This is a genomic window from Holophagales bacterium (assembly GCA_016719485.1).
Taxonomy (GTDB): domain Bacteria; phylum Acidobacteriota; class Thermoanaerobaculia; order UBA5066; family UBA5066; genus UBA5066.
In genome coordinates this window covers 163,353-187,556 of sequence record JADJZB010000023.1, presented here as the reverse complement: position 1 = coordinate 187,556, position 24,204 = coordinate 163,353, and the positions used below count along the sequence as shown (strand labels likewise).

Annotated in this window: 25 protein-coding genes and 1 pseudogene; 17 read left to right on the top strand and 9 right to left on the bottom strand. The window is 71.5% G+C overall.

The annotated features are described in order from the left end of the window. Window positions 1–17 precede the first annotated feature (17 nt). The 11 genes from purE to IPN03_16425 all read left to right on the top strand — a co-directional run bounded on the left by purE (window position 18) and on the right by IPN03_16425 (window position 10,087). Window positions 18–533 carry a 5-(carboxyamino)imidazole ribonucleotide mutase gene (purE, locus tag IPN03_16475; GenBank protein MBK9375267.1) on the top strand — a complete coding sequence of 172 codons (516 nt, stop codon included), beginning with the start codon at window positions 18–20 and terminating at the stop codon, window positions 531–533. A 38-nt stretch (window positions 534–571) separates the two neighbouring features. Beyond that, complete coding sequence (locus IPN03_16470; GenBank protein ID MBK9375266.1) at window positions 572–1,924, top strand: ATP-grasp domain-containing protein; 1,353 nt, start codon at window positions 572–574, stop codon at window positions 1,922–1,924. Further along, window positions 1,852–2,577 (top strand): cytochrome c biogenesis protein CcsA, encoded by a 726-nt coding sequence (ccsA, locus tag IPN03_16465; protein ID MBK9375265.1) that lies wholly within the window; start codon window positions 1,852–1,854, stop codon window positions 2,575–2,577. The genes IPN03_16470 and ccsA overlap by 73 nt, the downstream gene beginning before the upstream one ends. Further along, complete coding sequence (locus IPN03_16460; protein ID MBK9375264.1) at window positions 2,577–3,851, top strand: glutamyl-tRNA reductase; 1,275 nt, start codon at window positions 2,577–2,579, stop codon at window positions 3,849–3,851. The genes ccsA and IPN03_16460 overlap by 1 nt, the downstream gene beginning before the upstream one ends. A 51-nt stretch (window positions 3,852–3,902) precedes the next feature. Next, a complete protein-coding gene (hemC, locus tag IPN03_16455; GenBank protein MBK9375263.1) occupies window positions 3,903–4,856 on the top strand; it encodes a hydroxymethylbilane synthase in 954 nt (317 codons plus the stop codon). After that, entirely contained in the window at window positions 4,853–5,560 is a 708-nt protein-coding gene (locus tag IPN03_16450) for a uroporphyrinogen-III synthase (GenBank protein MBK9375262.1), read from the top strand. The genes hemC and IPN03_16450 overlap by 4 nt, the downstream gene beginning before the upstream one ends. A 2-nt stretch (window positions 5,561–5,562) precedes the next feature. Continuing rightward, on the top strand, window positions 5,563–6,540 hold the full coding sequence (gene hemB, locus IPN03_16445) for a porphobilinogen synthase (GenBank protein ID MBK9375261.1): 978 nt from the start codon (window positions 5,563–5,565) through the stop codon (window positions 6,538–6,540). Window positions 6,541–6,665: 125 nt separating this feature from the next. Then, entirely contained in the window at window positions 6,666–7,916 is a 1,251-nt protein-coding gene (gene hemL / locus IPN03_16440; GenBank protein ID MBK9375260.1) for a glutamate-1-semialdehyde 2,1-aminomutase, read from the top strand. 54 nt (window positions 7,917–7,970) lie between these two features. Continuing rightward, window positions 7,971–8,780 (top strand): VTT domain-containing protein, encoded by an 810-nt coding sequence (locus IPN03_16435; GenBank protein MBK9375259.1) that lies wholly within the window; start codon window positions 7,971–7,973, stop codon window positions 8,778–8,780. A 340-nt stretch (window positions 8,781–9,120) separates the two neighbouring features. Then, window positions 9,121–9,576 (top strand): nuclear transport factor 2 family protein, encoded by a 456-nt coding sequence (locus tag IPN03_16430; protein MBK9375258.1) that lies wholly within the window; start codon window positions 9,121–9,123, stop codon window positions 9,574–9,576. Window positions 9,577–9,601: 25 nt separating this feature from the next. Continuing rightward, entirely contained in the window at window positions 9,602–10,087 is a 486-nt protein-coding gene (locus IPN03_16425; GenBank protein ID MBK9375257.1) for a DUF3788 family protein, read from the top strand. Between the two features lie 34 nt (window positions 10,088–10,121). Here the strand turns inward: IPN03_16425 and IPN03_16420 are convergent, their stop codons facing one another. Next, on the bottom strand, window positions 10,122–10,697 hold the full coding sequence (locus IPN03_16420; GenBank protein MBK9375256.1) for a DNA-3-methyladenine glycosylase I: 576 nt from the start codon (window positions 10,695–10,697) through the stop codon (window positions 10,122–10,124). Here IPN03_16420 and IPN03_16415 point away from each other — a divergent pair. After that, the gene (locus IPN03_16415) at window positions 10,696–10,881 is read left to right on the top strand and encodes a hypothetical protein (GenBank protein MBK9375255.1); all 186 of its coding nucleotides are present in this window, start codon (window positions 10,696–10,698) and stop codon (window positions 10,879–10,881) included. The two genes, IPN03_16420 and IPN03_16415, sit on opposite strands and share 2 nt — an antisense overlap. Window positions 10,882–10,902: 21 nt before the next feature. Here IPN03_16415 and IPN03_16410 read toward each other — a convergent pair whose 3' ends face one another. Together IPN03_16410 and IPN03_16405 are read right to left on the bottom strand one after the other, a co-directional pair. Continuing rightward, a complete protein-coding gene (locus IPN03_16410) occupies window positions 10,903–12,111 on the bottom strand; it encodes an aminotransferase class V-fold PLP-dependent enzyme (GenBank protein ID MBK9375254.1) in 1,209 nt (402 codons plus the stop codon). 20 nt (window positions 12,112–12,131) lie between these two features. Beyond that, complete coding sequence (locus IPN03_16405; GenBank protein ID MBK9375253.1) at window positions 12,132–14,198, bottom strand: sigma 54-interacting transcriptional regulator; 2,067 nt, start codon at window positions 14,196–14,198, stop codon at window positions 12,132–12,134. A gap of 44 nt (window positions 14,199–14,242) precedes the next feature. Here IPN03_16405 and meaB point away from each other — a divergent pair, with 44 nt between their 5' ends. Continuing rightward, window positions 14,243–15,613: a methylmalonyl Co-A mutase-associated GTPase MeaB gene (gene meaB, locus IPN03_16400; GenBank protein MBK9375252.1), complete on the top strand. Its 1,371-nt coding sequence runs from the start codon at window positions 14,243–14,245 to the stop codon at window positions 15,611–15,613. A 23-nt stretch (window positions 15,614–15,636) separates the two neighbouring features. Here meaB and IPN03_16395 read toward each other — a convergent pair whose 3' ends face one another. From IPN03_16395 to IPN03_16380, 4 genes are all read right to left on the bottom strand, one after another. Then, window positions 15,637–17,748: a hypothetical protein gene (locus IPN03_16395; GenBank protein MBK9375251.1), complete on the bottom strand. Its 2,112-nt coding sequence runs from the start codon at window positions 17,746–17,748 to the stop codon at window positions 15,637–15,639. A gap of 31 nt (window positions 17,749–17,779) precedes the next feature. Then, window positions 17,780–17,995 carry a hypothetical protein gene (locus IPN03_16390; GenBank protein ID MBK9375250.1) on the bottom strand — a complete coding sequence of 72 codons (216 nt, stop codon included), beginning with the start codon at window positions 17,993–17,995 and terminating at the stop codon, window positions 17,780–17,782. An 8-nt stretch (window positions 17,996–18,003) separates the two neighbouring features. After that, the gene (locus IPN03_16385) at window positions 18,004–18,336 is read right to left on the bottom strand and encodes a hypothetical protein (protein ID MBK9375249.1); all 333 of its coding nucleotides are present in this window, start codon (window positions 18,334–18,336) and stop codon (window positions 18,004–18,006) included. Window positions 18,337–18,405: 69 nt separating this feature from the next. Next, window positions 18,406–19,203 (bottom strand): hypothetical protein, encoded by a 798-nt coding sequence (locus IPN03_16380; protein ID MBK9375248.1) that lies wholly within the window; start codon window positions 19,201–19,203, stop codon window positions 18,406–18,408. Window positions 19,204–19,293: 90 nt separating this feature from the next. Here IPN03_16380 and aroF point away from each other — a divergent pair. The 4 genes and pseudogenes from aroF (at window position 19,294) to IPN03_16360 (ending at window position 22,991) form a co-directional block, all read left to right on the top strand. Continuing rightward, window positions 19,294–20,296 (top strand): annotated as a pseudogene (gene aroF, locus IPN03_16375) (3-deoxy-7-phosphoheptulonate synthase). Beyond that, complete coding sequence (gene carA / locus IPN03_16370) at window positions 20,293–21,396, top strand: glutamine-hydrolyzing carbamoyl-phosphate synthase small subunit (GenBank protein ID MBK9375247.1); 1,104 nt, start codon at window positions 20,293–20,295, stop codon at window positions 21,394–21,396. Before aroF ends, carA begins: the two are co-directional and overlap by 4 nt. After that, window positions 21,393–22,625 (top strand): ABC transporter permease, encoded by a 1,233-nt coding sequence (locus IPN03_16365; protein ID MBK9375246.1) that lies wholly within the window; start codon window positions 21,393–21,395, stop codon window positions 22,623–22,625. Before carA ends, IPN03_16365 begins: the two co-directional genes overlap by 4 nt. A gap of 117 nt (window positions 22,626–22,742) precedes the next feature. After that, window positions 22,743–22,991: a hypothetical protein gene (locus tag IPN03_16360; protein MBK9375245.1), complete on the top strand. Its 249-nt coding sequence runs from the start codon at window positions 22,743–22,745 to the stop codon at window positions 22,989–22,991. Between the two features lie 214 nt (window positions 22,992–23,205). Here the strand turns inward: IPN03_16360 and IPN03_16355 are convergent, their stop codons facing one another. Both IPN03_16355 and IPN03_16350 read right to left on the bottom strand, forming a co-directional pair. Further along, complete coding sequence (locus IPN03_16355) at window positions 23,206–24,000, bottom strand: DUF2279 domain-containing protein (GenBank protein MBK9375244.1); 795 nt, start codon at window positions 23,998–24,000, stop codon at window positions 23,206–23,208. Next, a complete protein-coding gene (locus tag IPN03_16350) occupies window positions 23,997–24,203 on the bottom strand; it encodes a hypothetical protein (protein MBK9375243.1) in 207 nt (68 codons plus the stop codon). The genes IPN03_16355 and IPN03_16350 overlap by 4 nt, the downstream gene beginning before the upstream one ends. Window position 24,204 lies beyond the last annotated feature (1 nt).

The following is a 24,204-nucleotide window of genomic DNA, read 5'->3' as shown; positions in this document are numbered from 1 at the left end:
CCACCGGAGGTCGCACGATGGGAACGCCGCTCGTCGGAATCGTCATGGGGAGCGCCTCGGACTACGAGACGCTCGCAAAGGCGGAAGGAATCCTCTTCGAGTTCGACGTCCCGTACGAGATCTCGGTCGTCAGTGCGCACCGGATGCCCGAGGAGATGTACGACTACGCGAGGTCGGCGGCCGGCAGGGGCCTGAAGGTCCTCATCGCGGGGGCGGGGGGAGCCGCCCACCTGCCCGGCATGGTCTCGGCGCTCACGACCCTGCCCGTCCTCGGCGTACCGGTCCAAAGCAGCGCCCTCTCCGGCCTCGACAGCCTCCTCTCCATCGTGCAGATGCCCGCGGGCGTGCCGACGGCGACCTTCGCCATCGGGCCCGCGGGGGCGACGAACGCGGGCCTGTTCGCCGTGAAGATCCTCGCGCTCTCCGACCCGGGCCTGGCCGCGAAGCTCGCCGCGCATCGCGAGACGCTCCGGGGGAAGGCGCGCGAGGGAAACCTGGAGATCCAGGGGCGGCGCCTCCGGAGGACCTCCTGACGACCGTCGGCATCCTCGGCGGAGGCCAGCTCGGCGCGATGCTGGCTCCCGCGCTCCAGGACCTCGGGGCGGACGTCCACGTCTACGACCCCGACCCGAACGCCCCGGCCCTGCGCCGGGCGGCGCGCGCCGTGAGCGGGTCGTGGCGCGACGTGCCGCGCCTTCAGGAGTTCTTCGACGCCTGCGACGTCGTGACGTACGAGTTCGAGAACGTGGAGACCGAGGGGCTGGTGCAGCTTTCCGGCCTCGACAAGCTCCTCCCGTCGCTCCGGGTCCTCCGGACGACGCAGAACCGGGCGCTCGAGAAGGAGTTCCTGCGCACGCACGGGCTTCCGCACGTCGCTTTCGTCGACGGGACGGCCACGGACGGGCTCGCCGCGGCGGCGCTCGGCTTCGGCTTCCCTTCGATCCTCAAGACGGCCCGCGGGGGCTACGACGGCAAGGGTCAATGGAAGCTCTCCTCGCCCGCCGACCTCGAGGCCCTTCTCTCGACCCCCGCCCGCGCGACGCTGGACGCCTCCGGCTGGGTCCTCGAGGAGCCGATCGAGATCGTTCTCGAGACGAGCGCCATCGTCGCCCGCGAGAGGAGCGGCGACGAGGTCGTCTTCCCGCTCTTCGAGAACGAGCACCGGGACCACGTCCTCGACGTCACCCTCGTTCCGGCCCGTCTCCCCGACGACCTCGAGGCGGAGGCGAAGGCGGTGGCGCTGGCGGCCGCCCGCGCCCTCGGCGTGACCGGGCTCCTGACGACCGAGCTCTTCGTCGGCCGCTCCGCCCGCTCACGCCCCGGGGAGGTCCGCGTCTTCACGAACGAGTTCGCGCCGCGCCCCCACAACTCCGGGCACGTCACGCGCAAAGCCTGCACCTTCAGTCAGTTCGAAGCCCTGGCGCGAATCCTCCTCGGGATCCCGCTCGTACCGCCCCGGCTCGTCTCCGCGGGCGCCTTCTGCATGGCGAACCTCCTCGGCGAGGTCTGGGAGGCGCAGGGAACGACCGGGTCGCTCGACCTCGGGGCGTGGGAAGGAAACCCCGGTCTCCTCGAGGTCGTGCTCTACGGCAAGACGGGCGTGGGAACGAAGCGGAAGATGGGGCACCTGACCGTCCGGGGGGGGGACGCGGAGGAGGCGATCTCCTCGGCGCGGGCGCTGCGCGAGGCGATCTCCCGGACGGGCCCCGCCGGTCCGTATAATCAGCGGTTCGGATGTTCGGTACCGGCCTCGCCAACGCCCTCTTCGGCCTCCTCGCCCTCCTCTGCTACGCGGGAGCGACGGTCCTCTACGTCGTCTGGCTCCGCCACCCGCACGTCTCCGCGGGAAGGATGGCGACGGTTCTCGCCGGCCTCGGGGCCACCTTCAACTTCGGGTTCCTCTACGTCCGTTCCGTCGCGCTGAAGACGGTTCCCTACGGCGATCTCCTCGGCTCGATGGCCCTCTTCGGCCTCTTCCTGGCGGCCATGAGCCTCATCCTCGAGGCCCGGCACCACGACCGGTCCCTCGGGCCGTTCCTCATGCCGGTCTCGCTCTTCTTCCTCCTCCTCTCCTTCGTCGTCCCGGGAGGCGGAGAGGTTCGCCCGGAGCTTCGTGGCTCGGTCTTCGCGTTCCACGTCACGCTGAACATGCTGAGCTATTCGGCCTTCGCCGTGGCGTGCGCCCTCTCGCTCCTCTACCTCGTCCTCGGGCGGCGGCTGAGGAGCAAGCGGCACATCCTGAACGGCCCCGTTTCGCGGTTCCCCTCCCTGAGCTACCTCGAGAGGGCCGCGCGCACCTCCATCGGCGTCGGCGTCGTCTCGATGGCGGCCGGGCTGACGATGGGGTTCCTCTGGGCGTACCGCGTCTGGCACGAGCAGCACCCCGAGTGGCTCCTGGACGCGAAGATCTGGGGTGCGGGCGGGACCTTCGCCTTCTACCTCTGGATCTTCGTGAGGGCCCACCGCGGCGCCTCCCCCGTGACGACGGCCAGGCTCGCCGTCGCCGGTTTCATCCTCGTCCTCCTCTCCTACACCGCCGTCAACCTCTTCTTCTCGAAGGTCCACTCGTTCACCTGATGCCTCCCGAGATCGTCTTCGTCGGCTGGAACCACCAGGGGTCGGACCTCGACCTCAGGGCCCGGCTCGCCTTCACGCCCGAGACGGCACGAGAGGCGCTGGAGGGGCTCTTCCGCGAGCGGATCCTGACCGAAGGGGCCGTCGTCTCCACGTGCAACCGGGCCGAGATCTACGGCGTCAGCGAGGTGCCCGACAGCTTCGAGGCCCTCGCGGGCTTCTTCTCGCGCTTCCACTCCGTCGACGGCGCCGTCCTGCGCGAGAAGGCGCTCTCCGGGCGCGGCGAGGCGACGGTGCGACACCTCTTCCGGGTCGCCTCGGGCCTCGACTCCATGGTCCTCGGCGAGGCGCAGATCCTCGGGCAGATCCGCGAGGCCCACCGCCGCGCCGCCGAGGCGGGGACGGCGCGCGCCGTCACGGGGCGGCTCTTCCAGTCGGCGCTCGAATGCGGCAAGAGGGTCCGCACGGAGACGTCGCTCGGGGCGCGCCCCGTCTCCGTCCCCGGCATCGCCCTCGGCCTCGTCGGGCGCATCTTCGAGTCGATCGCCGAGTGCAAGGTCCTTCTCCTCGGCGCGGGCGAGACGGTCGAGCTGACGGCCCGCCTCCTCGCCGACGACGGCGTGAAGCAGATCCTCTTCGCGAACCGCTCGGCCGAGAAGGCCAAGGCGCTCGCGACCCACTTCCACGGCTGGACGGTGCCGTGGGAGGAACGGGCCAAGGCGTTCGCCGACGTCGACATCGTCCTGTCGGCCACGGGCGCCACGGAGCCGGTCGTCACCGCGGCGATGCTCAAGCCCGTTCTGGGCCGCGGCCGCAGGCGGGGGCCGCTCCTCATCCTCGACCTCGCCGTCCCGCGCGACATCGAGCCGACGGTGGACGGGCTGGCCGACGTCTACCGGTACGACATGGACGCCCTCGGCGAGCTCGCCTGCGACAACGCCAAGGACCGGATGACCGACGTCCCCCACGCCGAGCGGATCGTCGAGGATTCCACCCAGAAGTTCCTCGGCTGGCTCGCGGGTCTCTCTCACGTCGACACCCTCAAGACGCTCCGCGAGCGGTTCGAGAAGGCGCGGCGCGACGAGATCGAGCGCTACTCCGGCAAGCTCTCGCGCCTCTCGCCCGAGGACCGCGCGGTCGTCGAGCGGATGACCGAGACGCTCCTCCACAAGATCCTCCACAACCCGACGATGGGCCTGAAGGAAGGGGACGCCTCCGAGCGACTCACCCGCGCGGCCGTCGTGAGGGCCCTCTTCAAGCTCGACGACGGGGAGTAACGCGGCCCGCATGCGGCGCCGCCGGGGCCGCCCCACGAAGGAAGGACGACGATGAGCGACGGACGACCCCTGCGGATGGGGACGCGCGCGAGCCTCCTGGCCCGGACGCAGTCCGGGCACGTGGCCGCCGCGCTGACGAAGGCGACGGGCCGGGCGGTCGAGGAGGTCCTCGTGAGGACCGAAGGGGACCAGCTGTCGACCGAGGGGCGGATTCCGTCCGCGGGCGACTCCGTCGGCGTCTTCGTGCGCGCGCTCGACGACGCCCTCCGGCGGGACGAGATCGACTTCGCCGTCCACTCGCTCAAGGACGTCCCGACCGAGTACGCCGACGACCTCCTCATGGCGGCCGTTCCGGCGCGGGCGGACGTGAGGGACGCCCTCGTCGTCGCCTCGCGGCATCCGGCCCGCACCGTGCAGGAGCTCCCGCAGGGGGCGAAGGTCGCGACGGCGAGCCCGCGGCGAGTCGCGCAGCTCCTGCGGCTGCGGCCGGACCTCGAGACGCTCACGATGGCCGGAAATGTCGACACGCGCCTGCGCCGCCTCGAGGAAGGGCGCGCCGACGCCCTCATCCTCGCCTGCGCCGGCCTCGACCGGCTCTCGTTCGGCGATCGGATCACGCTGCGCATCCCTCTCGACGAGCTGCTTTCGGCCCCCGCGCAGGGAGCGCTCGGCATCTCGTGCCGGAGGGGCGACGCCGACGCCGCGGCCGCGATCGCGACGCTCGACGACCCGCTCGCGAGCGCTGCCGCGGCCGCCGAGCGGAGCCTCCTCCACGCCCTGCGCGCCGGGTGCCGCGCTCCCGTCGCCGCGCTCGCGACCCCGGGCGAGGAGGGGACGCTCGTCCTCCGTGCCCGGGTCCTCGCTCTCGACGGTTCGGAGATGCTCGAGGACGAGGCGACGGGGCCGGCCACGGACCCCGGAGGGCTGGGACGCCTCCTCGCCGACCGGCTTCTCTCCCGCGGGGCCCAGCGTCTCGTCACGGAGGCCCGCGCGGCGGCGAGATGAGCAGGGTGCTCCTCCTGCGGCCCGCCGGCGAGCCGGTGCCGGGCGCCGATCTCCTCGTCACGCACCGGATCGTCCCGGCCCCGTTCGGGATCGCGGCGACGCGCACCTTCGACCCCGACGGCGCGATCCTCGTCGTCTCCTCGCGAGCGGCCGTCGACGTCCTGGCCGGTGCGGGGGCTGCCGAGCGGCTCCGGTCGTTCCGCCTCGTCCTGACGGCCGGCGCCGGAACGGCGACGGCCCTCGAGGAAGCGGGTGTGAGGGACCCCGTCACGCCGGTCCCTCCCGGGGCCGTCGGCATCCTCGCGGAGCTCGCGCGCCGCGGCGAGAGCGGCCGCCTCCTCTGGCCCCGCGGTTCCGACGCCGACGACGCCGCGGTGGACGAGCTTCTCGGCCGCGGCTTCGACGTCACCGCCCCCGTCGTCTACCTGAAAGAGCCGCTCACCGCGCTCGACGGGGAGCGCCTGCGCGCCTTCCGGGCCGGGGAATACGACGCCCTCGCCATCGGCTCCCTCGCCGCGCTCGACGTCTTTCTCGACGCCCTCGGCGCCGAGGGCCCGGCGGACCTTCCGCCGGTAAGATTCGGCGTCGTCGGCCCGGAGACCGCACGGCTTCTCGTCGCGCGCGGCTTCCCCGCGCCCGCCGTCCCGAGGAGGCCCCTCCTCACCGACCTGATCGCGCTCCTCGCGCTCCCCAAGGAGGCCTGACCATGGCGTTCCCCCTCCACCGCTACCGCCGCCTGCGCCTGACCGAGTCGCTCCGGGCGATGGTCCGCGAGACGACCCTCGACCCGGCCGACTTCATCGCCCCGATGTTCGTCGTCCCGGGCGAGGGGATCCGCCAGCCGATCCCGTCGATGCCGGGCATCGACCGCGTCTCGCCCGACCTCGCGGCGAAGGACGCCGCCGAGCTCGCCGCGCGCGGCGTCCTCTCGGTCATCCTCTTCGGCATTCCCGACCACAAGGACGCCGTCGGCTCCTCCTCGGCCGACCTCCTCGGGCCGGTCTGCCGGGCCGTCGGGGAGATCAAGAAGGCGAGCCCGAAGACGGTCGTCATCACCGACGTCTGCCTCTGCGAGTACACCGACCACGGGCACTGCGGCGTCATCGTGAACGAGGGGGTCGACAACGACGGGACCCTCCCGATCCTCGCCGCGGAAGCGCTCGCCCACGCGAAGGCCGGCGCCGACATCGTCGCACCGAGCGACATGATGGACGGCCGCGTGCGGGCGATCCGCGACGCGCTCGACGGGAACGGGTTCAAGAGCGTCCCGGTCCTCGCCTACGCGGCCAAGTACGCGAGCGGCTTCTACGGCCCGTTCCGCGACGCGGCCGAATCGACGCCCGCGTTCGGCGACCGGCGCGCCTACCAGATGGACCCCGCGAACGTCCGCGAGGCGGTGAAGGAGATCCTCTCCGACGTCGCGGAAGGCGCCGACATGGTCATGGTCAAGCCGGCCCTCTCCTACCTCGACGTCGTCCGCGCGGCGAAGGAAGCCACGAACGTCCCGCTCGCCACCTACAACGTCTCGGGCGAGTACGCGATGGTGAAGGCCGCCGCCGAGCGGGGCTGGATCGACGGCAAGCGCGTGACCCTCGAGATCCTCACCTCGATGAAGCGCGCGGGCGCCGACCTGATCCTGACCTACCACGCGAAGGAGGCTGCCGAGTGGCTGCAAGGAAACTGAGGCGGAAGGCGGCCGCGCCGCCCCCCCCGAAAAAGAAGACGCCGAAGAAGCCCGCCGCCCCCCGCCGCCGCCGTGTCCGCCGGACGACCGAGTCGGACCGGCTCTACGCCCGCGCGAAGGCGAAGATGCCGGGCGGCGTCAGCTCGCCCGTCCGCTCGTTCAAGTCGGTCGGCGCGACGCCGTTCTTCGTGAAGAAGGCGAAGGGGTCGGTCATCGTCGACGCCGACGGCAACCGCTACGTCGACTACGTCATGTCGTACGGCCCGCACCTCTTCGGGCACATGCCGAAGGCGGTGCTCTCCGCGATCCGCAAGGCGCTCCCCCGCGGCACCTCCTACGGCGCACCGTGCCGCGCCGAGGTGGAGCTCGCCGAGCGCGTCAGCCGCCTCGTCCCGTCGATGGAGAAGGTCCGCTTCGTCTCCTCGGGGACCGAGGCCGCGATGAGCGCGGTCCGCCTCGCGCGGGCGATCACGGGGCGCGACCTCGTCCTGAAGTTCGCGGGCTGCTACCACGGCCACGCGGACTCCTTCCTCGTCGCCGCCGGGTCGGGCGTCGCCACGCTCGGCATTCCCGGCTCGCCGGGCGTCCCGGCCGACCTCGCGAAAGCGACGCTCACGGCGACCTACAACGACCTCGCGTCGGTCGAGGCGCTGTTCGAGAAGTACCCGGGTCAGATCGCCGTGATCGCCGTCGAGCCCGTCGCCGCGAACATGGGCGTCGTCCTTCCGCAGCCCGGCTTCCTCGAAGGGCTGCGCAAGATCGCCGACCGCGAGAAGGCGATGCTCCTCTTCGACGAGGTCATCAGCGGCTTCCGGCTCGCCCGGGGCGGCGCGCAGGAGATCTTCGGCGTCAAGCCCGACCTGACCTGTCTCGGGAAGATCCTCGGCGGCGGCCTCCCGGTCGGCGCCTACGGCGGCCGGGCCGACCTGATGGCCTACGTCGCCCCCGACGGCCCCGTCTACCAGGCGGGGACCCTCTCCGGGAACCCGCTCGCCATGGCGGCCGGAATCGCCATGCTCGACTCCCTCACGCCCGCGGCCTACGCGAAGCTCGAGAAGACCGCGGCGAGGCTCGAGAAGGGGATGTGGAAGGTCGCGAAAGACCTCGGCGTCGCCGATCGCCTCACGCTGAACCGGATCGGCTCCATCCTGACCCTCTTCTTCAACGCGGGTCCCATCGCGAACTTCGAGGACGTGAAGAAGAGCGACGGCCCCGCGTTCACGCGCTGGTTCCACGGCCTCCTCAAGCGCGGCGTCTTCATCGCGCCGGCGGCGTTCGAGGCGATGTTCGTCTCGACGGCGCACACGGAAAAGGACCTGGAAAGGACCCTCGTGGCGCACCGCGAGGCGCTGAAGGAGGCCTTCGCGGAGATTTGACGACGGCGGGCGGCCGGGGTTTGCTCCGGCCGCCCCGTCGCCGCGAGGGGGAACGTGAACGGTCTCGCCCAGCAGCTCGTCCGCTACGGCGTCCTCCTCGTCGCGGGGAACGTGTTCCTGGAGCAGCTCGGCCTGCCGATTCCCGCGATGCCCCTCTTCATCGTCGCCGGGGCGCTCGTCGCCCAGGGGCGGCTTTCGGGGCCGACGCTCCTCTTCGCCGTCATCGGGGCGGCCCTCCTCGCCGACACCCTCTGGTTCTTCCTCGGGCGGAAGTACGGCTGGCACATCCTCCGGTTTCTCTGCGGCCTCTCCCTCTCGGCCGACACCTGCGTGAGGAAGACCTCCTCGGCTTACGACCGCTTCGGCCTCAGGGCCCTCCTCTTCGCGAAGTTCGTCCCCGGGCTCTCGGCCGTCTCCGTGCCCGTGGCCGGCGCGCTCAAGGCCCCTTTTCTCCGCTTCCTCGGCTACGACGCGGCGGGAACCCTCATCTGGGCCGGGACCGGAATCGGCCTCGGGGTCGTCTTCCACGCGCAGGTCGACGCCGTCCTCGACCTGCTCCGGCGCTTCGGAAGCGGGGCGGTCGGCCTCCTCGCCGCCGGCCTCGCGCTCTACCTCGCCATCCGACTCTGGCGCCGGCAGCAGACGCTCGCGGCGCTCCGGATGGCGCGCCTGACACCGCAGACGCTCGCCGCCCGCCTCCTCGCGGGAGACGAGTCCCTCGTCGTCGTGGACGTTCGGCACCGTCTCTCCCGCAGGGACGACCCGCGCAAGGTCCCGGGAGCTCTCGTCGCCGATCTCGGCGAGCTCGACGCGAAGCTGAGCGACATTCCCGTCGGGAAGGACGTCGCTCTCTACTGCACGTGACGGAGTGAAGCGTCGGCGGCCCGTGTGGCACGCCTCCTCCTCGACCGCGGGTACCGGAACGTGCGTCCCCTCGAGGGCGGCTTCGACGCGTGGATCGAGGCCGGCCTCCCGACGGAACCGCTCGACGAGGTCGTGTAACCCCGGCTCGGCCTGGAACGCGCGCCCGCTCCCCGTCTCTTCCGAGTCTAATACACGTATCCGTGCCAGGCATGAATACGTGTAGTTTCGGGTCCTTCCGCTCGGAGTCGGGGTCAGGTCCGGAATCACGAATCGCCGGCTGACGGGGATCGCACTGCCGGCGACTGGAGTCCGAGATCCCGGAGGCGGGACAATCCCGCCCATGACGGATCCGAAGCCCGAGATCGCCATCCAGGGGCTCGTCGATCGCGAGACGGACGCCTGGAACCGCCAGGATGCGGAAGCCCTCGTCTCCCTTTTCCACCCCGACATGGTCTGGCCCTGGCCGCCGGACGCGACGGCGCACGACCCGGCGCTCTGGGTCTTCCCGCTGGGGCGGTTCGACCGGGACCGCTGGAAGAGAGGGTGGGAGGAGCTCTTCCGCGACTACGAGCTCGTCCACAACCGGCGAACGACCGTCCGGATCGCCGTCTCCGAGGAAGGGGACGGCGGGTTCGCCGTGGTCGACGTCGACACCCTCTGGCGGCACCGCGTGACACGTGAGCCGTTCCCGTGGAAGGGGCGCGCGTGCAAGGGATACTCGAAGGTCGGCGAGCGGTGGTTCCTCATCCTGCACACGGGCCTCCTCGAGTATGGCCCCGCGGGTCCGGGCGCCTGATCCCGGCCGCCGTACCCTCGGCCCCATGGCATTGAGCGCGTTCGACGATCCTGTCCACGCCCCCGGGCCTGCCGGGGTCCGCCGCTGCCTGGGCGGGGCCGCCCCTCTCTGGGCTGACCTCGTCGCGCACGTCGCAGGAACCTGTCCGCCGCTCGAGGAAGTGTGGAGCTTCGCGGGCGCGAAGTTTGGATGGTCGCTTCGCCTGAAGAGAGCCGAGCGCGTCCTCGTCTATCTGACGCCCCAGGACGGGCGTTTCCTCGTCGGTCTCGTTCTCGGGGAGAACGCGGTCGCCGCGGCATCGGAGAAAGGCCTCCCACCCGCCGTCCTCGCGCTTCTCGACGCGGCGCCACGCTACGCGGAGGGGCGGGGAATCCGCCTCACGATCGAGCCCGGGGACGACCTCGACGCCGTTCGGCACCTCGTGGCCCTGAAGGCCGAGGTCGTGCCGAAGGGGCGGGGGAACGCGAAAGCCCCGGCGCGGCCTCGCGGCGGGACGAAACCCGCGAAGTGAAAGCAGCGAGGCCCGTCGCCCGCCCTGCCATCGGTCAGCGCGATGACACCTCGCGGCGTCGCGGGCAGGCGACGAGGTGGTCGTTCACGACGCCCACGGCCTGCAGGTACGCATAGACGATCGTCGGTCCGACGAAACGGAAACCGCGCTTCAGGAGGTCCTTCGAGATCCGCTCGGCCAGGGGCGTCCTTGCCGGGACCTCCCGCATCTCCCGAAAGGTGCCCTGGACCGGCTTGCCGTCCACGTACCGCCACAGCCAGCTGGAAAAGCTCCCTTCCTCGGACTGCAGGGCGAGGAACGCCTTCGCGTTGCCGATCGCCGATCCGACCTTGAGCCGGTTGCGGACGATGCCCGGGTTCCCGAGGAGGAGCTCGACGTCCCCGGGGCCGAAACCTGCCACCTTCGCCGGGTCGAAGCCGGCAAAAGACTTCCGGTAGCCTTCCCGCTTCCTCAGGATCGTGATCCAGGAGAGGCCGGCCTGCGCACCCTCGAGAACGAGCATCTCGAAGAGGTGCCGGTCGTCGTGAGAAGGGACTCCCCATTCCTCGTCGTGGTAGGCGACAGAGAGCGGATCGGTTCCCGCCCAGGGGCATCGGAGGCTCTCGGACATGCGCGAGATGATGACATCCGGGGCAGCGTGGGACGCGGCCGGCTCGGCTCACTACGGTCTGATGAGCGTCGCACCCGGTCCGGAGCTCTCCGCGGGGCCTTTCCCGCGTCTTCTCTTCGGTCGGCTCTTCCGGTGCATCCTCGCGGCCCTCCTGGCGGGCTCCGCCATCCTCCTCGGCGGCTGAAGAAGCCGGCGAGGCCCGGTTTCAGGCGAGCGCCTCCTGGAGGAGGGCGGCGAGGGCGTCGTACTCCGAGCGGGTGTTGTAGAGCTGGGCCGAGACGCGGATGAGCTTTCCTCCGGGGCAGGGCCAGGGAAACAGCCACGTCTCGACGCCGCGCGCGCGGAACGCGTTCATGAGGCCTTCGTGGGACGAGCGTCCGGCAGGGGAGCCGGGCGCCGGGACCGGCAGCGGGACGGACGCGATCGACCCGATCATCGAACCGGGTACGGGCGTCGCGACGCCCAGGGCCGCGCAGAGGATCTCGCGCGCCTCGAGCGCGAGAGCGTGGTTTCTCGACATCACCTCGGGCCAGCCGCCCGGCAGGAGCGTTCCGAGGAAGGCGATCGCTGCCGGAATCGAGAGCCAGGGCGTCGGGTCGCAGGTACCGGTCCAGTCGAACTCGGCCCGGAAGCGCGCACCGGCGTCGGCCGCCGAGTATCCGTGGCTGATCGTCGTCGGATGGACCGAGGCCTGAAGGTCGCGCCGGACGTGGAGGAACGCGGACCCTTTCGGCGCGCAGAGCCATTTGTGGGCATTCCCCGTGTAGAAAGCCGCGCCGAGACGGTCGAGATCGAGGGGGACCATGCCGGGGGCGTGCGCCCCGTCGACGAGCGTCTCGATGCCCCGCTCCCTCAGCCGGGCGACGAGGCGCCCGACCGGAAAGACGATCGCTGTCGGGCTCGTGACGTGATCGAAGAGGGCCAGGCGCGTCCGGGGCGTCACCGCGTCGAGCACCGCGGCGACGACGTCGTCCTCCCCCGCGACGGGGAACGGGACGGTGGCCTCGACGACGCAGGCCCCGGTCCGCGACGCGACGTATTCCATCGCCCTGCGGCAGGCGGGATAGACGTGAGACGTGGTGAGGAGCTCGTCGCCTGCTCGAAACTCGAGCGAGCGCAGGACCGCGTTGACGCCTGCCGTGGCGTTCGGGACGAACGCGAGGTCGTCCGGGTCGGCGTTGAGGAAGGAACCGAGCGTGCCCCGCGCCTCGGCGAGCCGGGCCGGGAGCCGCCTCCAGAGAAAGTCGACCGGCTCCCGCTCCATCTCTGCCCGCAGCTCAGCCTGCCGCTCGAGGACGGCCACAGGGCATGCACCGAACGAACCGTGGTTGAGGTACGCGACGGCGGGGTCGAGAGGCCAGAGCGCCGCGAAGGGGCTTCGAGGGAACGACCCCTCCGCCGGTTCGCCCCCCAGGCCGATCCCGTCGCCGGGCGTCACGCCAGCCCGTACCGCTCGAGGCGGGTGTAGAGCTGCGCGCGGGTGAGGCCGAGGAGCTTCGCCGCGCGACTCCGGTTGTTCTTCGACTGCTCGAGCGCCTGGGCCACGAGCGTCTTCTCCAGCGCGTCGAGGTCGAGGCCGCCGGGCGGCAGCTCCACGGCCGCCGCCGAGGCGACGCGCGACGCGTCGTTGCGGGCAACGGCGATCGGGAGGTGCTCCGCCTGGACGAGACCGCCCTCGGAGAGGATCACGGCCCGTTCCAGGGCGTTGCGCAGCTCCCGGACGTTTCCGGGCCAGGAGTAGCCGAGCAGGAGCTCCCGGGCGTCCCGCGAGACGCCCGGCGCCGGCCTGCCGACGTTCTTCGAGAGGTCCTCGAGGAAGCGCTCGGTCAGCAGGAGGACGTCCTCGGGCCTCTCCCTGAGCGGAGGGAGGTGGATCTCGAAGACCGAGAGCCGGTAGAAGAGGTCCTCCCGGAAGTCGCCGCGCGCGATGGCGGCGTGGAGGTCGCGGTTCGTGGCGGCGACGAGCCTCACGTCGGCCTTCAGCACCTTCGCCCCGCCGAGACGCTGGAACTCCCTCGCCTCGAGGACCCGGAGGAGCTTGGCCTGGACGAGCGGGCTCGTCTCGCCCGCTTCGTCGAGGAAGAGCGTTCCGCCCGCGGCCTGCTCGAGCCGGCCCGGGCGCGAAGCGTAGGCCCCGGTGAAGGCGCCCTTCTCGTATCCGAACAGCTCCGATTCGAGAAGCTGCTCCGGAAGGGCCGCGCAGTTCAGCGCGACGAACGGGCCGGCGCTCCTCGCCGACGCCCGGTGGATGGCGCGCGCGACCACTTCCTTCCCGGTTCCCGACTCGCCCGTCAGGAGGACGGTCGTCTCCGTCGGCGCGACCTTGGAGGCGTGGACCAGGATGGCCCGCCAGGCGGGCGACGCACCGACGATCCGGCCGAACCCGTCTCGAGACTCCAGCTCGTCGGAGAGCGCCTGGACGCGGGCTTCGAGCCGGGACGCCTCCCGCCGGGCTTCCTCCTCCCTTTTCGCGGACTCGACGAGCCTCTGGTGGGAGAAGGCGAGCGCGACCTGGTCGGCGACGCGCGCGGCCAGCTCCACGTCGTCGTCGCCGTACCGCCCCGTCGCCGTCGCGTGGAAGGAGAGGGCCCCGACGACTTTCCCCTCGAGCCGCACGGGGACCCTCAGGCTCGAGCGGAGTCCGGCGCCGAGCAGGATGGCCCGGCGCGCCGAATCGGGAGGGAGATCGGTCTCGGCGTCCCTCACGATCTGGAACCCGAGCTCCATCTGCGCCCGCTCGGACTCCGGGATCGGATAGCTCTCGGGGGCCCAGGAGCGGTCGCCCGCGACGGCCCAGAGCCGGTTCTCGGTCCTGTCGTCGGAGAGGAGGCCGAGGGTCATCTTGTCGTGGGGCACGACGCGAAGGGCGATTGCCGAGACCTGGTCGAAGACCTCGCGGACGTCGAGCGCGCGCGCGAGTGCGGGGCCGAGAGCCTCGAGCTCGCGATGCCGGCGCAGCCGTTCCCTCTCCTCGTCGGCGAGTCGCTCGTGCTCGAGCGCGGCGGAGAGGATGTCGGCGATCGCGCCCGCGGTCTCCTCGTCGGCGCTCGAGAACCGTGACGCCGTCTTCGCCGAGAGCCAGAGACTGCCGATCGGGACGCAGCCGCGGACGATCGGCGCCACGAGAAGTGAGCGCGTGCCGGAGTCGAGCGCGTCCCGGTCGGCGCGCAGGTACGGGTCGAGGACGGCGCGGGCGTCGTCGATCCTCCGCGCTCCCGCGGCCGAAGGCCAGAGGTGGTCCGAGATCTCGCTCCTCTCGTAGCGCCATGGGCGGCCTTCCGGGACCCCGGGGGTCGCCGTCCCCCACGACAGGAGCGCTGGACCGTCGACGATCCTCACGACGCCCGCCGCGTCGAACGGCAGGACGCGGCGCGCCGCGCCTGCGACGCGCACGAAAACGTCGGGCAGGGAGAGCGTCTCTGCGACGATCCGCGCGATCTCGGTCAGGACACCGACGAGCGGGTCGGCCGCGCGCGCGGCGGAAGAGGGACTGTTCGGCACGGAAGGGGGATTCTAACGGGCGACTCCCTTAGACTCCCGGAGCCATGAATCCCGTTCGCGAGCTCGCAGAGCGCGTCCTCGCGGGGACCCCGCCGGCCATCGCCCGGGCGATCACCTGGGCCGAGACCGCGGACCCGCGATTTCCCGAACTCCTCTCCATACTCTGGCCCCGCACGGGCCGCGCCCGGGTCATCGGCCTGACAGGCTCTCCCGGCGCCGGCAAGTCGACCCTGACCGCGGTTCTCGCCAAGGCGGCCCGCGCCGAGGGCCGCAAGGTCGGCATCGTCGCCGTCGACCCCTCCTCGCCCTTCACCGGGGGCGCGATCCTGGGCGACCGGATCCGGATGCAGGACCTCTACACCGACCCCGGAGTGATGATCCGGTCGATGGCCACCCGCGGCCACCTCGGCGGCCTCTCGCGCGCCACCGCCGACGCCGTCGACGTCCTCGACGCGGCCGGCTTCGACGACGTCCTCGTCGAGACGGTGGGCGTCGGGCAGGACGAGGTGGAGGTCTTCCGGCTCGCCGAGACCTGCGTCGTTCTCCTGACGCCGGGCATGGGGGACGACATCCAGGCGATCAAGGCGGGCCTGATGGAGGTCGCCGACGTCTTCGTGGTCAACAAGGCCGACCGCGACGGCGCCGACCGGACCGTCGGGGAGGTCCTCCAGATGCTCGAGCTGGGCGAGCACGGGGCGTGGATCCCGCCGGTGGTCAAGACGGTCGCGCGGACGGGCGACGGCGTCGCCGGGCTGCGCGCCGAGCTGGACAGGCACAGGGAGTTCCTCTCCGGCCCTGAGGGGGCCTCCCGCCGCCGGGGCAGGACCGTCCGGCGGATCGAGACGATCGTCCAGGAGAGGCTTCTCGCAGAGCTGCACGGCCTCTCCGGGAGCGAGGCCTCCATGTCCTCGTGGGCGGGCCGGATCGAGGCGCGGAGCGAGGACCCGTTCCGGGCCGCGCAGGCCCTCCTCGAGACTCTGCGGAAGAACGGCGCGGCGCTCGCGCCGACCGGGGGAAAGATGAAGATCTCGCACATCGGCCTCGCCGTGTCGTCCGTCGACGGCGGCGGCGCGTTCTGGGACATCGTCGGGCTCCTCGAAGAGCACCGCGAGGAGGTCGCCTCGCAGAAGGTGATCACCTCGTTCCGGCCCGTCGGCGAGTCGGCCCTCGAGCTCCTCGAGCCGACGTCGCCGGAAAGCCCCATCGCGAAGTTCCTCGAGAAGAAGGGGCCCGGCATCCACCACCTCTGCCTCGAGGTCCCCGACGTCGCGGCGGCGCTCGCGAAGCTGAAGGCCGCGGGGGTGAGGCTCGTCAACGAGACCCCGTTCGAAGGGGCGCACGGCTGCCTCGTGGCGTTCGTCCACCCGGCGTCGACCGGCGGCGTTCTCCTCGAGCTGTCGCAGCCCGGGCACTGACCGGGAGGGGCGGGCCGCCCCCTTCACTTCGTCGCGGGGACCTCGGGGATCTCCGTGCCGCGGACGTAGCGGTCGAAGAACGGAGTCCAGTCCTTCCCCGTCACCGCCTCGAGGACCTCCTCGACGCGCCGGGTCGTGCCGACCTGTCCCCCGAGAGTTGACTGGACCGTGGCGAGGAAGGTGAGGAACGCCTCGTCGCCGATCTCCCGGTGGATCGCCGCCAGGACGAGCGGGCCCTTGGCGTAGAGGAGCGCCGACCGGAGGCGCTCGGCCTGGATCTGGTCGTTCTTCGCCCGCAAACGGTGGGCGAGGAGGATCGGGACCGAGTCCCTGGTCTCGCCCGCGCGGGTCCGCCAGAGATTGAGGTAGAGGTCGTAGGCCTGCATCCCGGCCGCCCTGCGGATGAAGAACGCCGAGCAGTACTCGGCGAACGACTCCGAGAGCCACTGTTCCGAGAGGGAGGGCATCCTCACTCCGTGGCCCCACCACTGGTGGGCGAGCTCGTGGGCGAAGCGCTCGTTCACGCCGGCGGCGGAGCGCCGGTAGGCTCCTTTTCCCATCGGGTTGAAGGCCTCTCCGGTGATGAGGAGGAGGCCGGCCGGCGCCTGTCCCATTCCCCACGACGCCAGCTCGACGATCGTCAGCTCCCTCACCGGCATCTTCCCGAGGAAGACCTCGTAGAAGCCGGTCGTGGCGAAGCCGAGGTCGAGGAGGCTCCGGAAGGCCGTGGGGTTTCGCCCGCCGTGCGAGGCGACGCGGAGCGTCACGCCGTCCTTCGTCTCCTCCTCCCAGTCGTAGGCGCCCGCGAGGATCGTCAGGAACTGGACGGGCCTGTCGAGCCGCGTCTCGAGGACGTGAAAGTCTCCCTCAACGGCGCGGCGGACGGTCACTCCCGGTGCCATCGGCTTGAACGGCTTCTTCACCTTCACCGTCATCCGCGCGGTGAACGCCTGCGCGGCGAGGCCGGGGAGCGGAAACCACGGTGCCGTTCCGAGGACCCAGTAGTTGTTGTCGAGGGGGCGGACGAGGAGCCCCCCCTCGATCTCGAACCGCACCCGGACGACCTTGCCCTCCGGCACGGGCTCGGCGAGGGCGACGGCGATCTGGTCGCCCCGATGGTCGAAGTGGAGGGGTCGGCCGTCCTCGCCGAAGACCCCCGTGACCCGGACCGGACGTTCCTGTATCCGCTGGCGTCGCCGCCGGGAGCTCCAGGACATCTCCGTCTCGATGACGCTCGCCCCGGTCCGGACCTCGGCGGCGTCGAGGAGGTCGAGCAGCAGGGTGCCGAGGGCTCCCCGCCGGGCCTCGAACGACTCCGTCACCGAGATGGCCGCGTCGGTCCGGTCGGAGGCGGTGAGGGTGAGGTCGACGTGCGTCAGGACGGCGCGCGGGGCGGGCGGATCGAAGAGGTCGCCCGCGACGGGCTGCTCGGCGAGGACGATGGGCCAGGAGCTGTCGTCTCCGAGGCGGACGCGGCTCGGGATGCGGCCGCTCGTCGAGAGGCGCTCGCTCCCGGCTTCGAGGGCGTCGTGGACGAAGACGAGGTCTTCCTTGCCGCCGCTCGCCTCGGCTCTCACGAGCGGGCGGGACGGCGCGTCGCGCCGCTGCGCGGCGAGGAGATGGGCGAACGGGGGCTCCTCGATCTTCTCGAAGCGCACCCGGTGCCTGTCGAGCGCGGCGGCGAGAGAGGGTCCCGTCGCCTCGCCAGGGATCGGAGGGAGCTCGGCCCCCGGGGCGAGCCAGAGAAGCGTCTGGAAGGAGTCCTTCACGACGAGGCCCGCGTCGCCGTTCGACGGCGAGAGCCCGGTGTTCTTCTTCACCGCGTACCGGACGGCCGGGTGCTCGCGCGGGTCGCGGGCGACGTACTCCAACGTCCCCTTTCCGGTGACGAAGATTCCGGCCGGGGTTCCGTCCGCGCCGGTGACGAGGGCGGCCGAGCCCTCGGCGACGAGGGCGGTGCCGGCGCCGATCGAGAGCCTGAAGTCCCGGACGGGGTGGCTCGCGGACCCCACCGAGAGCTCGTCCGCCGCCAGGAACGGGTTCGGGGGGGGCGTGGGTCCTTCGGCGCGTGCGCAATGCGACGCGGTGAGAAACCCCGCGAGGGCGAGGCACGCGAGTGCCCGGGAGAGGTCCATGCCGGGATTGTCCCCTGCCCGGGCGAAACGCCTACTTCGAGAGGGTGACCGAGACCGTCTCGCCCGCTTCGACGCGCGCCGTGAGCGTCACGGCGTCCTCGGCGGCGGAGCCGCGTTTCATCAGGAACCCGCGGAGGGCCTCGGCGTTGTCGAAGAAATTCGTCCGCTTCTCGGCCTTGTTGAAGGCCGCGAACGCGTAGGGCGCCCCCTCCGGTCCCTTCCTCAGCTGCCAGACGAGCTCGGCCACGAAACCTCCTACTGGAGCGGCCCCTCGGGCCGTCCCGTCTCGAGGAGAAGGACGTCGCGGACGTCTTTCCCCACCATTTCGAAGAACCTCTCGTGATACGCGGCGACCGTCCCGATCCGGGCGTCCTCGAACACCTTCTCGACGCGGTGGAGCGGGAGGAAGAGCGTCGCGGGCCCGAGCTCCGCCTCCGAGCCCGCCCGGCACTGGCGTGCCCAGTCGTCGAAGAGGGTGACGTCGATTCCGCGGACCGTCACGCCGGCCGGTCCGAGCGCTCGCAGGAGGCCCCAGTACTTCTCCTTCGGCGAGTGCAGGTGGACCAGGACGAGCGTGCCGGCCTCCACGTCGCTCCTCAGGAGAGAGCCGCGGAGGGCGGCTTCCCCGGCTCGTGTCGCGTCAGGCTCACGGTGGGCTCAGAGCTGCACGTTCGCGACGAAGAACCTCGCCGGGGGAACGGTGCCGTTCAGGAGGCTGTCGGCCGCCTCGGGAGTGATGAGGAACCGCCCGGCGTTCTCGCCGGCGCTCGTCGCCATGAAGAGCTCCACCTGCTCGACGAGCCTGCCGGCCGTCCGCGCCTCCTTCAGGCCGCGGGCCGTTCCGACGAGCGCTCCGAAGACGACCGTCTCGTTGTCGGTGACGGCCTGGACACGGATCGTCCCTGCTCCGGCCTGCGTGATGCGCGCGCCGCGGACCGCGGCCGACTGGTAGGCCCGCAGGAAGGCGTCCTGGGTCACGGGGTCGAGGACGTTTCCCGGAACGGGATTCATCGCGCGCTCGGAATCCCTCTGGGCCGAGCGCGCGGGGCTCTGCGGGCTCGAGGGGTCGCCCGGATTGACGGCGGGGACGGGCGTGGGGACCGGGATGTCCGACCTCTTGGTCTGCCGGATGAACTCCGACAGGGAGGGGGACTTGGCGCTCTCCTCCGATTCCTTTTTCATCGGAGCGGGATCGCCGAGGATGTAGGCGTCCCGGTAGTTCTCCTTGTTCGCCTGCTCGGTCTTCGCCGGGTCCACTTCGGCGACCGCGATCATCTTCCGGGCGCCGAGCTTGTCCTTGAAGATGAAGTTCCGGCCCTGCTCGACCGGCTTCTCGGCCGCCTCGATGCGCGTGCCGTCCTTCAGGATGATCAGGTACGCCGGGGCGGGGAGTGCCGCCAGGAGCGCCCCCGCGAGGGCCAGGCCCGAGAGGGAAAAGGTGCGCCGGATCGCCATGGGAGCCTCCTTGCCGTGCCGGGGAGTCCCGGTACGCCACGATGAAGTATAAACAGCGGCTGCGGAGGACGAGACACCGTGTTGATCGTCATGGACAGGAGCGCCACCCCGGCCGACGTCGACCGGGTGGTCGAAACCGCCGGGAGGATGGGGCTGAAGGCCCACCCGATACCGGGTGAGCAGCGGACCGCCGTCGGGATCACCGGGAACCGGGGAACGGTCGAGCCGACCGCTTTCGAGGACCTTCCCGGGGTCCTCGAGGTCATCAAGGTCTCGCATCCCTACAAGCTCGTCTCCCGCGAGTTCCACCCCGACGACACGATCGTCTCGATCGGGGGTGTCCCGGTCGGGGGGACCCGGCTCGCGATCATCGCCGGACCGTGTGCCGTCGAGTCGCTCGAGCAGACGGTGACGATCGCCCGGGAGGTCAAGGCGCGCGGCGCCCATCTGCTGCGGGGCGGGGCTTACAAGCCGCGAACCTCCCCCTTACGCCTTCCAGGGGCTCGGCGAGGAGGGGCTGAAGATCCTCGCGGCGGCCCGCGAGGAGACGGGGCTCCCCGTCGTCACCGAGGCGCTCGACACCTCCTCGATCGACATCGTGGCGAAATACGCCGACTGCCTGCAGATCGGCGCCCGGAACATGCAGAACTTCGAGCTGCTGAAGGCGGCGGGGCGGATCGGCAAGCCGGTTCTCCTGAAGCGCGGCATGTCGGCGACGCTCGAGGAGTTCCTCCTCGCCGCCGAGTACGTCCTCTCCGAGGGGAACCCGAACGTCGTCCTCTGCGAGCGGGGCGTGAGGACCTTCAGCGACTTCACGCGGAACACGCTCGATCTCTCGATCGTCCCGGCCGTCGAGCGGCTCTCTCACCTGCCGATCCTCGTCGACCCGTCGCACGGTACGGGGCGGCGGCACAAGGTTGCCCCGATGTCGCTCGCGTCGATCGCGGCGGGCGCGGACGGAGTCGCCATCGAGGTCCACCACCAGCCCGAGCGGGCGCTCTCCGACGGCCCCCAGGCGCTGACGCCGCCGATGTTCTCCGACCTCATGGCGCGCCTCGCGCCGATCGCGGCTGCGGTGGGCCGGACGCTGTGACGGACGTTCCCGCGGTCCTCGTCCTGGAGGACGGCCGCACCTTCGAGGGCGAAGCGTTCGGCGCCCCGGGGACGGCGTTCGGGGAGGTCGTCTTCAACACGGCGATGTCCGGGTACGAGGAGACGCTGACGGACCCCTCTTACCGGGGCCAGATCGTCGTCATGACGGGTTCTCACATCGGGAACACCGGCATGAACGGCGAAGACGCCGAGTCGGACCGGATCCAGGTCGCGGGGTTCGCGGCCCGCCACTTCCCGGAGCGTTTCTCGAACCAGCGCGGGAAGCAGTCGCTCGGCGAGGCGCTTCGCGAGGCGGGGACGGTCTCCATCCAGGGTCTCGACACGCGGGCCCTCGTGAGGCACCTGCGTTCGCTCGGGGCGATGCGCGGAGGCGTCTCGACGGAGCACCTCGACGCGGCAGGCCGGGCGCGGCTTCTCGCCAGGGTCCTCGAGCAGCCCCCGATGACCGGGGCGGCCCTCGCGCTCGAGGTCGGGACGCGGGCGCCGTACGCCTGGGCCGCTCACGCATCGGGCCGGCCGCGCGTCGCGGCCCTCGACTACGGCATCAAGCGGAACATCCTCAGGAACCTCGCACGCCGCGGCCTCGACGTCACCGTCTTCCCGGCGACGACGCCCGCCGCGGAGCTCACCGGCTTCGACGGTTACTTCCTCTCCAACGGCCCGGGCGACCCGGCGGCGCTCCCCGCGTGCGTCTCGACGATCCGGACGCTCGTCGAGACGGGGAAGCCGCTCTTCGGCATTTGCCTCGGGCACCAGCTCCTCGGCCTCGCCCTCGGGGCGCGGACGTTCAAGCTGAAGTTCGGCCACCGGGGCGTGAACCACCCGGTGAAGGACGTCGCGACCGGGGCGGTCTCCATCACGTCGCAGAACCACGGCTTCGCGGTCGACCCCCTCTCGCTCCCGGCCGGCCTCCAGCTGACCCACGTCAACCTCAACGACGGGACGTGCGAGGGCTTCCGGCTCGAGGGGCGCCCGGTCTTCGCGGTGCAGTACCACCCGGAGTCGGCCCCCGGCCCGCACGACTCCGACCCTCTGTTCGACGAATTCGCGCGCGCTCTCGGAGCCGCCCGGGCGGCGTGAACGTTCCCCTCTTCCTCGCCCGCAGGTTCCTCTCGGGGCGGCGGGGCGGCCTCCTCGGAACGGTGTCCTCCCTGGCGCTGGCCGGCGTCGCGCTCGGCACGGCCGCCCTCGTCGTCGCGATGGGGCTGATGTCGGGCTACCGGGGCGAGCTGATCGAGAAGCTCGCCGGGACGAACGCCGAGGTCCTCGTCCTGCCGGGAGCCGACGCCGAGGACGCGGCCACGCGCGCGGCGCTGGAGAAGGTCCCCGGAGTCACTTCGGTCGCCCGGACGGCCTTCGCTCCGGGACTCCTCCTGGGCGCGAAAGTGCCCGGGGGCGTCGATGCCGTCGTGAAGGGACTCGACGTCCCGGCGGGACTCGCCACCACGCGCCTCCTCGGGAGGGATCCCTCGCTCGCCACGAAGATGGCCCCTCCCGCCGCCGGGCAGCCGGTGCCCGTCCTTCTCGGCTCCGGGCTCGCCGCGCGGCTCGGGGCGCTGGAAGGGGAGAGAATCGTCCTGGAGACGGCCTCGCTCTCGCTGGCCCGCGGCCTCGCGCCTCCCCGACGGACGCCGCTCGTCGTGGCGGGGATCGTGACGACGGGATTCTCGGAAGTGGACGAAGGGTGGGCGGTCGTCCCGATCGCCGCCTTCGACCGGTTCGCGCCGCCCGACGCGCGCAACGGCGTCTGGGAGCTGAAGCTCACCGACCCGGGCCGGCCCGACGCGGCCGTCGCGGCGGCACGCGAGGCGATGGGCGCCGGGGCCACCGTCCTCGACTGGAAAACGCTCAACGGCGACCTCTTCCGCGCGCTCCTCGTCCAGCAGACGCTGCTCTTCGTCGTCCTCGCCCTCATCGTCGCTGTGGCGGCGGGAACGGTCGTTTCCTCGGTCGTCGTCCTCGTCGCGCAGAAGACGCGCGAGATCGGGGTCCTCGCGGCCATCGGAGCCGGCCCGCGGACGGTGTCGCGGACGTTCCGCCTCGCGGGGCTCGCCGTCGGGGGCGCAGGGGTCCTCCTCGGGACCCTCACGGGGGTCGCGGCCTGCGCACTCCTGACGGCGACGAAGGCCGTCCGTTTCCCGGCCGAGATCGCCCGCGTCTACTACATCTCCTGGATGCCGTTCCGGCCCGAGCCGCGCGACGTCCTCGCCATCGCCGTCACCGGCCTCCTCCTCGTCCTGGCCGCCGCGGCCTTCCCGGCCCGCCGCGCCTCCCGCCTCGCCCCTGCCGACGCCCTCCGCTACGAGTAGGGGACCGGCCACGGACGGTGACGGCTCGTCGTGGCACGGCTGTTGCTCGTTAGGGTCCTGTTCAGTCGTGCTGCCGTAGCATCTGAACCGGTCGAAAACCGAGAAGGAGAAGACGAAATGAGGAAGACCACGGGTACCGTCATCGCCGCCGTCGCGGCCCTGGCCCTGGGCAGCTCCGCCCTCGCGACGATGGAGATCCAGAAGGAATACAAGGCGAAGGACGCGAAGGCCAGCTGCGCCTCCTGCCACGTCGACAAGATGCCGAAGAAGGACAAGCACGAAATGAACGACTTCGGCAAGAAGGTCCTCGAAGCCAAGGGCAAGGACGGGAAGATCGACTGGGCGAAGGTCCCGGCCGCCAAGTAGTCCGCGGACGGGGACGAGCGTCGCCGAGCCCGGAGCTCGGTGCCACCGGAGCTCGGTGCCAGGCGTGCAATCGTGTATTGTTGAAAACAATACACGATTGCACGCCTGGCACCGTGGGGGTTGGCACCGTGGGAGTGAACACACGGGTCCGGGGCGTCGGCCCGGCCGCAACCCTGTGACACGACGGCGGAGTGCGGCGCGTCGGGATCGCGCGTCAGTCGTAGATGATGAAACCCGGGTCCCAGCCTGGCCCGTAGACGCCGGCCCACCAGCGCGACTGGTTCATCTCGTAGTAGACCCCGAGCGAGGTGTAGGGGAGGCGGACGTAGGAGAGGACGCCGAGCAGGGCGGAGCCCCACCAGCGGTCGTCGGGCACGCCGGCGGCCCGCAGGATCTCGGCGAGGTCGAGGCCGACCTCGAGTCCGATGTTCCGTTCCCGGGCCCATTCGGGGGAGTAGCGATAGCCGCGCGCGCCGTAAGCGAGCGATACGAGAAGGAAGCGGGCGGGGCCCGGCTTCGCCTGGACGCGGGGCAGGAGGCCAGCCAGCTTCAGGTCGAGCGTGTAGATCTCCCTGGCGTAGTCGGTCCCGTATCCCCCGTAGCGGCAGCAGGGGGGCGGAATCGTCGAAGGCACGAAACCGATCCTCATCCCGACCGTGTCGCGCAACCCGAGGCGGCTCACCTGGCTGCTCGCCACGGCGCCGACGACGTTCATCGCGGCGTCCTCCCAGGATGCGCCGTACTGCGAGAAGCCGTCGCCGGCCTCGACGAGGGCGCCCGCCAGCGATGCGACGGAGACGGACAGCAGGCGGGCCTCGGAGCCGGTCCGTCCGACCCCGCGGTAGGCGCTCTCGAGCAGGTGCTGCGACGCCCAGCCGCCGAAGATGTGCGAGGCCTTGTCCGCCCCGCCCGCGTACGTCGTCGGCCCGAACCAGCGCTCGCGGGTGAAGACGAAGCGGCTCGAAGGCTCGTCGCGCCACCAGGCGAAGTAGCCGAGGAGAGGCGTCACGACGAGGACACCCGTCGTGATCCAGGCGCTCTTCGCGTCGAAGAGAGGCCGGTGAGGGGGGGGGCGATGAGCGGTGGAGGCGCGGGCTCCCCGGAGAAGACCTCCCCGGGCTCGCCGAGCGTGAAGCCTTCGGCGACGACGAGGTGGGGTGGAAGAACGACGACGGCGGCCAGGAGGGCCGCCGCACGGACGAGCTTCGTCACC

Bases quoted from the DNA above. Each gene is read 5' to 3' on its own strand.
- ccsA (MBK9375265.1), top strand. From the start codon at position 1,852: ATGGCGACGGTTCTCGCCGGCCTCGGGGCCACCTTCAACTTCGGGTTC.
- IPN03_16470 (MBK9375266.1), top strand. From the start codon at position 572: ATGCTGGCTCCCGCGCTCCAGGACCTCGGGGCGGACGTCCACGTCTAC.
- IPN03_16450 (MBK9375262.1), top strand. From the start codon at position 4,853: ATGAGCAGGGTGCTCCTCCTGCGGCCCGCCGGCGAGCCGGTGCCGGGC.
- hemC (MBK9375263.1), top strand. From the start codon at position 3,903: ATGAGCGACGGACGACCCCTGCGGATGGGGACGCGCGCGAGCCTCCTG.
- hemL (MBK9375260.1), top strand. From the start codon at position 6,666: ATGCCGGGCGGCGTCAGCTCGCCCGTCCGCTCGTTCAAGTCGGTCGGC.
- IPN03_16415 (MBK9375255.1), top strand. From the start codon at position 10,696: ATGCGCGAGATGATGACATCCGGGGCAGCGTGGGACGCGGCCGGCTCG.
- purE (MBK9375267.1), top strand. From the start codon at position 18: ATGGGAACGCCGCTCGTCGGAATCGTCATGGGGAGCGCCTCGGACTAC.
- IPN03_16420 (MBK9375256.1), bottom strand. From the start codon at position 10,697: ATGTCCGAGAGCCTCCGATGCCCCTGGGCGGGAACCGATCCGCTCTCT.
- IPN03_16395 (MBK9375251.1), bottom strand. From the start codon at position 17,748: ATGGACCTCTCCCGGGCACTCGCGTGCCTCGCCCTCGCGGGGTTTCTC.
- IPN03_16360 (MBK9375245.1), top strand. From the start codon at position 22,743: ATGAGGAAGACCACGGGTACCGTCATCGCCGCCGTCGCGGCCCTGGCC.
- IPN03_16425 (MBK9375257.1), top strand. From the start codon at position 9,602: ATGGCATTGAGCGCGTTCGACGATCCTGTCCACGCCCCCGGGCCTGCC.
- IPN03_16460 (MBK9375264.1), top strand. From the start codon at position 2,577: ATGCCTCCCGAGATCGTCTTCGTCGGCTGGAACCACCAGGGGTCGGAC.
- hemB (MBK9375261.1), top strand. From the start codon at position 5,563: ATGGCGTTCCCCCTCCACCGCTACCGCCGCCTGCGCCTGACCGAGTCG.
- IPN03_16380 (MBK9375248.1), bottom strand. From the start codon at position 19,203: ATGGCGATCCGGCGCACCTTTTCCCTCTCGGGCCTGGCCCTCGCGGGG.
- IPN03_16430 (MBK9375258.1), top strand. From the start codon at position 9,121: ATGACGGATCCGAAGCCCGAGATCGCCATCCAGGGGCTCGTCGATCGC.
- meaB (MBK9375252.1), top strand. From the start codon at position 14,243: ATGAATCCCGTTCGCGAGCTCGCAGAGCGCGTCCTCGCGGGGACCCCG.